Source organism: Thermoflexus sp. (assembly GCF_042408365.1).
In the GTDB taxonomy this organism is placed as follows: Bacteria; Chloroflexota; Anaerolineae; order Thermoflexales; family Thermoflexaceae; genus Thermoflexus.
The window spans coordinates 1-10,771 of record NZ_JBHOQJ010000189.1 but is presented as its reverse complement, the minus strand read 5'-3'; the positions used below and the strand labels follow the sequence as shown (position 1 = coordinate 10,771).

The 10,771-nt window shown below is 63.1% G+C and carries 10 protein-coding genes and 1 pseudogene; 4 read left to right on the top strand and 7 right to left on the bottom strand.

Translation table 11 applies throughout. The features are described from left to right. The 3 genes and pseudogenes from ACFMO5_RS08880 to ACFMO5_RS08870 form a co-directional block, all read left to right on the top strand. Positions 1 to 219, top strand: a 219-nt coding sequence (locus ACFMO5_RS08880) for a hypothetical protein (RefSeq protein ID WP_376792391.1), incomplete at its 5' end; no start/stop codon positions are given. 37 nt (positions 220 to 256) lie between these two features. After that, a complete protein-coding gene (locus tag ACFMO5_RS08875; RefSeq protein WP_376792390.1) occupies positions 257 to 2,437 on the top strand; it encodes a hypothetical protein in 2,181 nt (726 codons plus the stop codon). A 313-nt stretch (positions 2,438 to 2,750) separates the two neighbouring features. After that, positions 2,751 to 4,067, top strand: a pseudogene (locus ACFMO5_RS08870) (sensor histidine kinase); the annotation flags it as partial. 48 nt (positions 4,068 to 4,115) lie between these two features. Here the strand turns inward: ACFMO5_RS08870 and ACFMO5_RS08865 are convergent. Continuing rightward, positions 4,116 to 5,057 (bottom strand): phosphatase PAP2 family protein, encoded by a 942-nt coding sequence (locus tag ACFMO5_RS08865; RefSeq protein WP_376792389.1) that lies wholly within the window; start codon positions 5,055 to 5,057, stop codon positions 4,116 to 4,118. A 367-nt stretch (positions 5,058 to 5,424) separates the two neighbouring features. Between ACFMO5_RS08865 and ACFMO5_RS08860 the strand changes: the two genes are divergently transcribed. Beyond that, positions 5,425 to 6,111 (top strand): metal-dependent hydrolase, encoded by a 687-nt coding sequence (locus ACFMO5_RS08860; RefSeq protein WP_376792388.1) that lies wholly within the window; start codon positions 5,425 to 5,427, stop codon positions 6,109 to 6,111. A gap of 224 nt (positions 6,112 to 6,335) precedes the next feature. Here ACFMO5_RS08860 and ACFMO5_RS08855 read toward each other — a convergent pair whose 3' ends face one another. From ACFMO5_RS08855 to rpsP, 6 genes are all read right to left on the bottom strand, one after another. Beyond that, positions 6,336 to 7,418, bottom strand: coding sequence for a lipid II:glycine glycyltransferase FemX (locus ACFMO5_RS08855; protein ID WP_376792387.1), 1,083 nt, complete (start codon positions 7,416 to 7,418; stop codon positions 6,336 to 6,338). Beyond that, positions 7,415 to 8,428, bottom strand: a complete 1,014-nt coding sequence (locus tag ACFMO5_RS08850) for a lipid II:glycine glycyltransferase FemX (protein ID WP_376792386.1) — start codon at positions 8,426 to 8,428, stop codon at positions 7,415 to 7,417. The genes ACFMO5_RS08855 and ACFMO5_RS08850 overlap by 4 nt, the downstream gene beginning before the upstream one ends. Before the next feature lie 155 nt (positions 8,429 to 8,583). Beyond that, the gene (locus ACFMO5_RS08845; protein ID WP_376792385.1) at positions 8,584 to 9,273 is read right to left on the bottom strand and encodes a response regulator transcription factor; all 690 of its coding nucleotides are present in this window, start codon (positions 9,271 to 9,273) and stop codon (positions 8,584 to 8,586) included. Between the two features lie 378 nt (positions 9,274 to 9,651). Continuing rightward, positions 9,652 to 10,191 carry a ribosome maturation factor RimM gene (gene rimM / locus ACFMO5_RS08840; protein WP_376792384.1) on the bottom strand — a complete coding sequence of 180 codons (540 nt, stop codon included), beginning with the start codon at positions 10,189 to 10,191 and terminating at the stop codon, positions 9,652 to 9,654. A gap of 3 nt (positions 10,192 to 10,194) precedes the next feature. Continuing rightward, the gene (locus ACFMO5_RS08835; protein WP_376792383.1) at positions 10,195 to 10,428 is read right to left on the bottom strand and encodes a KH domain-containing protein; all 234 of its coding nucleotides are present in this window, start codon (positions 10,426 to 10,428) and stop codon (positions 10,195 to 10,197) included. Positions 10,429 to 10,437: 9 nt separating this feature from the next. Continuing rightward, the coding region (rpsP, locus tag ACFMO5_RS08830; protein WP_376792382.1) for a 30S ribosomal protein S16 at positions 10,438 to 10,771 on the bottom strand (334 nt) is incomplete at its 5' end.

Genomic DNA, 10,771 nt, shown 5'->3' with positions numbered 1-10,771 from the left:
CAGCAAGAGGGAAGGAGCTGCACGCCGGACACGGCGGGAGGTGAGCCCCGCTGCGCTCGCCTGGTCGAGATGGCGTACATCCTCGGCCTCGCGCAGTATTATCTGGGGAATTGTGCGGCCGCCCGCCCGTGGTTTGAGCTGGCGCTCTCGATCTCCCCTCAGGAAGAGAACGCGTTAAAGGGGCTTCGTCTGTGTGAAGAAGGTTCCGGACGGCCATAGTGGGCTGAAGGCATCCGCAACCCCGGGAAAGATACGGATGGGGAATCCAGGCCGGAAGTGGGCTCCTTCGAACGTCGATATGTTTTTGCGACGGTGGGGATCCCTGGGGATCTTGACGCTTTGTTTTGCCTTTTATTTGATCGGCCTGCCCCCAACCTTCGTGCACAACGATGAAGCCCATGGGGCGATTGTGCTCATCTATAACCTCCCCGACACCCTGAGGGCGGTGGCGCGGGATAGCCATCCACCGCTGTATTACATCCTCCTCTGGGGATGGCTCCGGCTGGCTCCCCATCCCTTCGCCCTGAAATTCGTCTCGCCCTTCTTCGCCCTCCTCGCCCTGGCCCTTATCCACCGCGTGGTGAGGGCCGTTGCTGGCCCGCGCGCGGCGATGCTGGCGATGATCCTCCTCGGGCTCAACCCGCTCTTCTTCGGCTTGGCCACGTTGGGCCGGATGTATCCGATGGCGATCGCCTGGAGCGCCCTGGGCACATGGCAGGCCCTGCGCGGACGCGATAGGGGATGGCTGATCAGCGCCTGGGGGTTGACCCTGACCCATTTTTACGGCCTGCTCTTTCTGCCCGCTCAGCGCCTGCTCGTTCCGGGACGGCGTTCGTGGCTCCGGGAGGGTTTTCTCCTGGCTCTGGCCGCCCTCCCCATCGCCCTGTGGTCTATAGAGGCTCTGGGCCCCTCGTTGGCTCACACCGTGCGCACCCTGACCCGCATCCCCGTTCACCCCACACCGCCCGAGGTGCTGGCTAACCTGATGGGCGCCCTGGGGATCGGGATCGGTGCGGATGGGGCGCTGGGCTGGATCGGGGCCGCGGTCGCGGGGCTCGGGATCGCCGCCGCGGCTTCCCCCCGAACCCTCCGCCTCGGATTGACGATGACGATCCCGGTTGGGATCGGGCTGGCGCTGGCGCTGCGGTTTCCGTTCTACGCCGCCCGCTATTTTTCCCCGCTGTTGCCCTTTTATGTGTGGATGCTCGCCTCCGGATGGGACCACCGTCGGCAACGGATCCTCGTCCCCTTCTTCCTAGGCCTGGGGGTTTACGGCATCGGGCGGACCTGGGCGATCTATGCCAATGCGCCCATCTATGTGGAGGCCCAGCGGGAGCTTTATGCAACCCTCCATACGCTCGCCCATCCGGCGGATCGTTTCATCTTCCACGGATACTGGAATCAGGCGGAGATGGCCTTGTTTTATCCAGACACCCGGGATCGCCTGATGGCGATGGAGGAGCTGGATGCGCCTGCGGCTCGCCTCCAGGAGCGCGCATGGTTGATCGGCGTGACCTTCTTCCAGGAGCTTTACCAACCGGTGGCGAAGGCGCTGGCCCGACAGGGACCGTTCGATCGCCATGCCTGGTACCCGATGGCCGAGATCTTCCGCTTCGTTCCATGGTCGAATCCGGCGCCCTGGCAACCCCGCATGACTCGCTTTGAAGAGGGCATCGCCCTGGAAACGGTTGCCCTGCTGGATCCCCGGGCCGAGCCGGGGGGAAGCGTCCGGGTCGGGCTGCGCTGGCGGGCGGCGCGTCCCATCGATCGCCGCTTCGTGGTCTTCGCCCATCTTTGGGACGAGGCGGGGCGCTACCGGGCGGGGACCGATCGGGAGCCGGAGCCGCCGACGGAGACGTGGGAAGCTGGATCCACAATCACCCAGACGATCGCCATCGCGGTGCCCCCTTTCCTCCCGGCCGGTCGATATCGCCTGATGGTGGGCCTATATGAGCCCGTGGGGTCCGGATGGCAGCGTTTGCGGACCGAGACCGGGGCGGATGCGGTACTTATTGGCTTCGTCGAGATTCAGCCACGCCGTTCGGGGGCAAACCGCGAGGGACGTAAACTTCCAAATGGGATCGCGCTTTTGGAAAGCGGCGCCTGGCGCGCCGAGATCGATGGCACACCGCGATGGCGGGTGCACATCGTTTGGCGGGCGGAGCGGCCGATGGGGGATGATGCACACCGGTTGCTTCTTCGATCTCCGAACAGGGCTATCATGCCTCTGACGCCCCCTGAGGGATTATTTCCGGGGGCCCGCTCAGCAGGGGAGGTAGTGGCGGAGATCTGGGAGTACCGGGAGCCGCTCCCACCGGGGCGTTATGAGGTCCTGTGGGAGGGTGGGGGGAGCTTCCCCATCCTGTCGTTCCGTGTCCCACCAGGGGGCTATCGTTGGAATTATGACTGGATTTTTTTGAATCGCCTTCCCTGGTGACCCAGGGCTTTTCAGAGCTCTCCCATTGGTTTTTAAAATTTGGGGTTTTCGTAGGCTGGGCCGGGGGGCCGTTTGGAGTCGGGCGCTTTAGCGCCCGTTCGGGATCATCGGCCCAGCCTACGAAGAAATTTTCTCCCCCCTCCCCACAGCCCTTCGGGCCGCGGGGAGGGGGGATGAAACCCATTTTAGGGGCGAGCTGAGCGCCTGTGACGCCCAGCTCGCCCCTAAACCCCCACGAGCCAACCCATCGCGTAACTCTTAATCACATGAAAGTGAAAGCTGACCTGGGGTTCAAACGGAGGGGCTTGAGGCAATGATCCGGGATCTCTGGACGAGCCAGGAGCCAGCCCTGCGGTTTTTCGCCGGCCTTGTGTATTACACCCTTGGCCTCATCCTGCTTCTGCAATCCCGCGGCCATAGCCGACTGCGCCTGGCCCGCAGCCTCCCGTGGCTGGCTGGTTTCGGGATGCTTCACGCCATGTATGAGTGGGGCGGGGCTCTCCTTTTTTCCCCTGGCATCTCCGGAGTCGAGGAGGCCGTAGATCTTCTCCTGATCGGCCGGATGATGCTGCTGGCGTTAGCTTTTCTTTGTCTTTTTGAGTTCGGCGCTGACATCGTCGCTCCCCTCGGGCCCCACTGGAAATGGCTGCGGCCAGCAGGGCTGTTTCTCTTCCTGTTCTGGGGAATGGGCGCTCTCGGGCTTGGGTTGTTCCTCGCTTATCCCCTCCAGGAATGGGCGCGCTGGGTGGAAGCCGGCGCGCGCTATCTCCTGGGCTTCCCCGGCGGGCTGTTGGCCGCCTACGCCCTGCGCCGCCACACTTTCCATCTTCTGATCCCCTTGGCCCGACCTCACATTATCGGGATGCTCCGCACCGCCGGGCTGGCCATCTTCGCTTACAGCCTCCTGGCCGGCCTCATCGGGCCTGCCGTTCCAGTCTTCCCCTTGGACCAAATCAATGAGGAAATTTTGCAGGGTCTCACCGGCGTGCCGGTCTTTCTGCTGCGCAGCCTGGCCGGCATTGTGCTGGTGGGGGGCATGTTGCGAGCTTTGGAGATCTTTGAGATCGAGTTGAGCAGCCGGTTAAGCAGCTTAGAGGAGGCGCAGATCCTGGCCAGTGAGCGGGAGCGAATGAGCCGGGAACTGCATGATCGCACCCTTCAGATGATTTACGGCGCCGGCCTCCTGGTTCGCAATATCCAGGCTCAGGCGGAACCAGCCATCGCGAACGCGCTCAATCCGGTGGTTCGCCTGTTGGATCAGGCGGTGCAGAGTCTGCGGGAGATCCTTCAGGAGCTCCAGGCGCGCCCGGCGATGGCCAACCTGATCGATGGGCTGGAGCGCTTGATCCGGGAGTATGGCCTTCCCGCCCTAATGGATGTGGAGACGGACTGGCAGATCCCTGCGGACGCCCAACTGCCGCCAGCCCAGTTGCGCCATATCCTGGCGATCGTCTCGGAGGCTCTAAGCAACGTGGTCCGTCACGCCCGCGCCCGGCGAGTCCGCATCACCGCCACGCTGCACGACGGGCAGCTTCAGATCCGGATCGCCGACGACGGCCGCGGGTTCGGCCCAGAGGCCCAGCCCGGCTTCGGCCTGCGCAACATGGAGGAGCGAGCTCACTTGCTCAATGGCCGCTTGGAGATCATGAGCCAGCCCGGCCTGGGGACTACCGTGCTTTTAGAGGTTCCTTGGTCGGGGATCCGCCGGGAGGCCCTCTATCGCCCGTTGATGGCGGGCCAGTCCCAGTCGGATGAAGGCCAGCGGCGCGCCCCAAGTCACCCAGAGGCCGACCCCCGCATAACGCAGTAATCGAAGGGCGGGCTCTCCGGAAAAGGGGAGAAGGGAAAACGCCGCGGTCAGCCCTACATAGACAGCTCCCACCGTGATTAAGCCGAAGGCCAGGCGCAATCCCTGTTGCCACAGCGGCCCGCCTGGATGAAATCCCCCGCCCTGGGACTCCCCAACGGCTCCCCACACCATCCCCAGCCATGCGCCCAGGGGCACAGCGGTTTCCCGGGTGCTGTGGGCGAGGAACAGCAGGATCACCGCTCCCGTAGCGGAAAGCAGGCGTTGACGGAGGCTCACCAAGTGGGAGACCACCTGGGGGGCGAGACGCGCTGTCAGGAAAGCGATCAGCGCGCCGATCCCCCAGCCCCCCAGCACATCGTGGATGAAATGGACACCCAGGACGATCCGGGAGAGGCCGATCAGAAGGACCAACCCGATGGCGAGCCGCGTAAGCAACGGCTGCCCGATCGTCCATGCCAACGTCCCCCACAGGGCGGCCGCGTTCAGGGCATGCCCGCTGGGGAACCCGTATCCCAGAGCCTCTCCCCCAGGCAGGAGTACATGAACCCGATCCGGAGCGACCTGGAAGGGGCGAGGTTGAGCGAGGAGGTCCTTCAAGACGAACGTGAGGTAACTGCCTAGCAAAAGCCCCGTGGCAGCGTAAAGGGTCTCACGTTTCCGGTAACACCAGAGCAGCGCAGGAAGGATGAGGAGGAAGGCTTGTTCCTCCCCCAGGAACGACATTGCCCGCCAGAAGACGATGGCCCATGGCGGCTGGATCCCTTGCAGCCAGGCGATCCAGTCGATCTGCCAGCGCATCCAATCGGGCATTGTGCACCTCCTGTGGATGTATGGGTGGAGGCGGGCCTTGTGCCCGCCCCAGGGCACCCACAAGGGGTGCCCCTACAAAAAGGCGCGGATGCCCTTTGCCGGGCCCTGTCTCTCCCTTCCCTCAGCCCAAGGGGCTACCGGGAGGCGGAGAAAAAACCCTTTGGGAGTTGGGGGCCACCGAGGAGGGCGTCCTAACCCCCAAAGGATCCCCGTTGCCATTTGGGGGACAGGATTTGCGTCTGCCCTCGCGACCCATGAGGCCAGGATCATCTTGTATCCCAGGCTCTAGTGATGGTCAGCGCGGGCAAGTCCAGTTATCATGGAAAGTAGGCTATCTCCACCCATCTATCGGGAAAGGAGGTTCCCCATGGCGGTTCGAGTCACCTGGTATGGCCACGCCGCCTTCCTGATCGAGAGCGATGGCAAGCGTATTCTGATCGACCCCTTCCTCAGCGGCAACCCCGTGGCTCCAGTGAAAGCGGACGAAATCCATGCGGACGTGATCCTCATCACTCATGGCCATGCAGACCACGTGGGGGATGCGGTGGATATCGCCCGGCGAACCGGGGCGCTGGTCATCAGCAACTACGAGATCGTCTCATGGTTCCAGAACAAAGGGATCCAAAACACCCATCCCTTGCACATCGGCGGGGGCCACGATTTCGACTTCGGCCGGGTGAAGCTCACTCCCGCGCTTCATGGCTCCGTCCTCCCGGACGGGTCCTATGGCGGCAACCCGGCGGGGATCCTGCTGTATCTGGGCAAGTATCGGATCTATCACGCCGGCGACACGGGCCTGTTCGGGGATATGAAATTGATCGGCGCTGAGAAGCTGGACCTCGCCCTTCTGCCGATTGGGGATAACTTCACTATGGGCCCAGCCGACGCCCTCCAAGCGGTCCGCCTCTTGAAGCCCAAGGTGGTCATTCCTATGCACTATAACACGTGGGACATGATCCAACAGGATCCCCACGCCTGGGCTAAGAAAGCGAAGGCGGCGGTGAAGGGCATGAAGGTGGTCGTGTTGGAGCCGGGCGGAACGTTCCAATTGTAAGGGCTGGCGCGAGGGGCGCCTCTATCCAAGCAGGGGCGGGCCTTGTGCCCGCCCCATATTCAGCTGGACGCCGGATGGTGTTCACGTTCCTGGCCGAGTGGCCATCAGCCTTCTGAGGCGTTTTCGCGCCAGGCGTCCATCCTGGTGGATGCCTTCTAAGGCCTTCTAAAAGGACGGCGAAGGCCGTTCTCCGGCCGAAGGCTTCGGCGGAGCAGGCGGGTCCTTTATCCGGGTTCCGCCCCGGCGCGGCGCCAGTGGCGACGCCGGAGCCACGCCAGATAACGCGGGATCAGCTCGGTGTATAGGCGATATAGAGCTGGCCATGGCGTGTAGTCCCATGTCCCGATGAACCGCACATATCGTCCGCCGAACCCCCGCTTGAAGCGATACACCCCCCACATCGGATCCTGTTCGGTAGGCACCGCCGGGGCCCCCCAGAAATCATAGCGTTGACACCCAACGGATTTCGCCCATCGAATGGCTTCCCATTGCAGCCGATGGTTGGGCATCTTATCCCGATGCCGATCCCGCGAGGCCCCATAGAAATACCAGGCCGTGGGCCCGAAGCGGTAGATCACCACCATAGCCACCGGCTCACCTCCTACATCCGCCAGCAGCGGATAGGCATATCCTGCCTCATAAAACATCGTCCACGCCTGTCGGTAATACTCCCGAGGGCGGATCACGAAGCGGTCCCGTAGGGCGGTCTCGGCATACAGATCGTAGAGGAGATCGAAGGCCTCCGGGCCCACCGGCCGCACGTTCACCCCTTTTCGCTCCGCCAGGCGGATGTTGTAACGGGTTTTGGGGTGCATCGCGCGAAGCAGTTCCTCTTCATCGGGCGTCAGGTCCAGCCACAGGCTGGCCGGGAACTGCACGGATTCCTGGGCAGGCCGCCATCCCCGACGCTGGAGCACGGCTTTCAGCGGGGCGGCCACGGGATCCCGCGGGCCTTCCGCTTCCACGATCTCCGGATCGATCCGGACGAAGATCGCCCGGCGCCGGCGCGCCTCTTCCTCTAAATCCCGTAGGACGACCTCCACCGCCTCCATGTCCGCAGGATCCATCAGCGGCCCCCGCGGAAGGTAAAGGATCCCCAGGAGGCCGAGACGATCCCGCCGGTAAAGCGCCTGAGCGGCTGCTCGAATCCGCCCTTGAGCATCTTCCCAGGCCCACCGAAACGGCTGCCAACCATATCCGGCTTTGAAGGCCCCCCAGAGCCATGTCTGGAGGATATGGGGATAAGGCAATCGGAGCAGCGCTTGATCCCAGACCTGCGGATCGTGAACGTGGGAGCGATGGATCATAGGAGGCCCAACCTCTGGATGAGGCGGTAAAGCCATGGGATATAGACGCGGTCGAAGGCCCCGGCCCAGCGCACCACTCGTCCGCCGAACCCTCGTTTGAAGCGATACACCCCCCACAGCCCGTCCCGCCGGGATGTGAACTGAGCCTCCAGAACCTCGGGGTCCTCATCCGGGATCCCCCACAGGTCATACCAGCGACAACCCCTCGCCTTCGCCCAGCGGATCGCCGTCCACTGGAGGGCATACGTGGGCATTTTCTCGCGGTGAAGATCCCCTGAGGCGCCATAGAAATACCAGGCCCGCTCTCCCCAGGCGAAGGCCATCAACGCCGCCACAGGCTCCTCTTCGTAAAACGCCAGCCAGAGACGGGCCATGTGGGGGACGAACCGTTCGTAAGCCGCCCGGTAGTAATCGAACGTGTGGATCGCAAACCGATCCCGCGCGGCCGTCTGCTGCAACAGGCGATAGAACAGGGGCAGATCCTCCCGCCGGGCTTCGCGGACCTGCACGCCTTTCCGCTCCGCCAATCGGATGTTGTAGCGGGTCTTGGGGTGCATGGCCTGAAGAATTGCTCCTTCTTCATCCTGCAGGGGTATCAGGATCGTCCGTCGGGGTTGGATTGGGGATGCGGGTCGGAACCCGAAGGCCTTCAGATCCAGCTGGAGCTCCCCGTCTACGGCATCCGGCTCGATCCGCAGCCAGATGGCCCCCGTCTCCTGGGCCAGGCGATCCAGGGCGGCGATCAGGCTCCGGAAGATCTCGGGGTGCTGCCACTCACCGACTGGGCCTTTTGGGACGTAAAGGATTGAAAAAAATCGGAGGGGAAGGGGACGGATCAAGACCTGAAGGCCAGCTCGGGGCTCTCCATGCTCGACCAGCAACAACCGACGGACCCGCCAGCCGAAGCCGGTCTTCAAATCCCCCCATGGAGCGGTCTGGAGCACGTGGGCCTCTGGATGGCCTTCGAGGAAGGCCATCCAAGTTCCAGCTTCGACCTCTCGGATCTCCATAGAGCGCGCCGCCAGATCCCTTTGGGTGGGCTGGATACTGCGAAAATCCCGTTGGCGATAGCGTCCCTTGACCTTTCCCCGAAGCTCCTGGCTCATGGCAAGGGCGTGGCGCGCCGGGCCCCGCGGGGTGAGACGTTCTCCGATGAGCCCATCGCTTATCCGAGCGCAAACCGATATCCGATCCCCCGTTCGGTGAGCAGAAAACGCGGCTGCTCCGGGTCGGGCTCGATCCGCTGACGGAGGCGCCAGATATACCACTTGATGTTCTGAGGATCCACACTGCCGTCCGGCCATACCTCCCGCGCGATCTCCTCCGGGGTCAAGGTCTGCCCGGCCCGTTCCGCCAGATAGCAAAGCAGGCGATGCTCGGTCTCCGTCAGCAGGCGTTCCTCACCGTGCAGGATGACCCGGGGATACTGAGGATCGATCAACAACGCGCCTTCCCCAAACCGCCAGTAGATCCGTTTCCCAGGCGGAGGCAGGCGGACGCGGCGCAGGTGGGCCTCAATGCGGGCCAGGAGCTCCTCCATGGCAAACGGCTTCACAATGTAATCATCAGCTCCCAACTTCAAGCCCTCCACCCGCTCATCCACTGCTGCCCGAGCGGTGAGGATCAGGATCGGCACGGTGGACACCGAACGGATCTGCCGGCAGACCTCCAGCCCATCGATGTCGGGGAGCATTAGATCCAGAATCACCAAATCCGGCTGGTTTTCCTGAAAGCGTTGCCAGCCGTCGGTGCCGTTGAAGGCCAGGAGCACTTGGAACCCCCGGCGTTCCAGGAAGAGACGGATCAATTCCGCCAGTTCGACTTCATCCTCAATCACCAGAATCGTCTCCGCCATTCAGGCCTCCCTGGAGACTGGGATTTGTGCGCCAACTGGGATTCAGCATCGGTATCGGAGCGTCGATAAGCCGTGAAATGATCCGATGGCCTTGTGGATGTGGACGATCAGATCCTCATCAAATTCCTGTGTAGGGGCACCCCTTGTGGGGGCTCCTACGCAGGACATGACATAAGGAAGTATGACACAAAACCAGAAGTTTGGGCAAGGTTGGCCTAAAAGAACAAGGGGGATAGAAGCAAGCGGCGAAATCCTTTCCCTTGCTTCTATCCCCCTTTTCTGGCTTTCAAGAAAGGGGACCCCGATCCCTCCGCCCGTAGCTCGGGATGTAGAAACTGTAAAAACCGCCCGATCTGCCAAGTTGGCGGGGGTGCCGCCCTAACCCAGCGCTTCCGTCTCGTGATCCTCCCCCAGAAGGCCTGGCATCAGCCAAACGACCATCCGGTTGGCTTCGACATCGATCTCCCGCACGACATCGCGGATCGCGGGGATGAGGACTTCGCCGAAGGGCCCGAGGACGACGTAGACATCATTGGCGCGCGTGTAGAGGATCTCCTTGACCCGACCCAGATACATCCCCTCGGTGGTGTAAACCTCCATATCCAAGATCTCATGCTCATAGAACTCACCGGGAGGAAGCGGCACCGCCTCCTCCCGATCGATCAAAACCAGTTGCCCTCGCAGCGCCTCCGCAGCCTCCCGGGTCTCACAGCCCGGCAGCCGCATCAAAACCATCCCCTTGTAATAGCGAAAGCGAACGCCTTCATAAGGGATCGCTTCCTCACCGATGTAAACCCGCTTCAAGCGCTTGAGCCGTTCCGGGAAATCGGTGAGGATCTCCAGTTTCATCTCCCCTCGGACTCCCCAGGGGCGAGCGATCCGAGCTACCGCCAGAAAGCGAGGAAGCGGCCTCCGCATCGCCTAATCCAGCGATTCGATCCGCAGATCCACCTTTCGACGGGGCGGCGCGGCAGCGCGCATCACCTGCCGCATAGCCTCCGCCAGGTGCCCGTCGCGGCCGATCAAACGTCCCAGCTCGGCCTGAGGGACCTTCATAAAATATTTCACCACGGGGCCCCGGCGGATCTCCTTGATCTGGACGGCGGAAGGATCATCCAGCATGGCCTGGGCGATGAATTCCAGAAAGGCCCGCATCGGCGATCCTCATCGAGGGGAGGTGCGCGTGCCCGCCTCAGGGGCCATGGCCTCCGCTGCGAGGGCCTCCAGCGGCTCGCCCGCCTTCAGGCGCTCGAAGCGGGCCAGGGTCCCCGTCTTACGGAACAGGATCTCCACGGCCTCTGTGGGCTGGGCGCCGACCCGCAGCCAGTGGAGGGCGCGGGCTTCATTGACCACGATCGTTTCCGGCTCCGTGCGCGGGTTGTAGTGTCCGATGATCTCGATGAACTTCCCATCCCGCGGCGCCCGCGAATCCGCCACGACGATCCGATACGTCGGCTCATGCTTTTTGCCCATACGCTGCAAACGGATCCGAACCATC

What these genes read in the sequence shown, in the direction of transcription:
- ACFMO5_RS08835 (WP_376792383.1), bottom strand. Translation starts at nt 10,428, where the DNA reads ATGCGGGCCTTTCTGGAATTCATCGCCCAGGCCATGCTGGATGATCCT.
- ACFMO5_RS08845 (WP_376792385.1), bottom strand. Translation starts at nt 9,273, where the DNA reads ATGGCGGAGACGATTCTGGTGATTGAGGATGAAGTCGAACTGGCGGAA.
- ACFMO5_RS08850 (WP_376792386.1), bottom strand. Translation starts at nt 8,428, where the DNA reads ATGGAGATCCGAGAGGTCGAAGCTGGAACTTGGATGGCCTTCCTCGAA.
- rimM (WP_376792384.1), bottom strand. Translation starts at nt 10,191, where the DNA reads ATGCGGAGGCCGCTTCCTCGCTTTCTGGCGGTAGCTCGGATCGCTCGC.
- ACFMO5_RS08855 (WP_376792387.1), bottom strand. Translation starts at nt 7,418, where the DNA reads ATGATCCATCGCTCCCACGTTCACGATCCGCAGGTCTGGGATCAAGCG.
- ACFMO5_RS08865 (WP_376792389.1), bottom strand. Translation starts at nt 5,057, where the DNA reads ATGCCCGATTGGATGCGCTGGCAGATCGACTGGATCGCCTGGCTGCAA.
- ACFMO5_RS08860 (WP_376792388.1), top strand. Translation starts at nt 5,425, where the DNA reads ATGGCGGTTCGAGTCACCTGGTATGGCCACGCCGCCTTCCTGATCGAG.
- ACFMO5_RS08875 (WP_376792390.1), top strand. Translation starts at nt 257, where the DNA reads ATGGGGAATCCAGGCCGGAAGTGGGCTCCTTCGAACGTCGATATGTTT.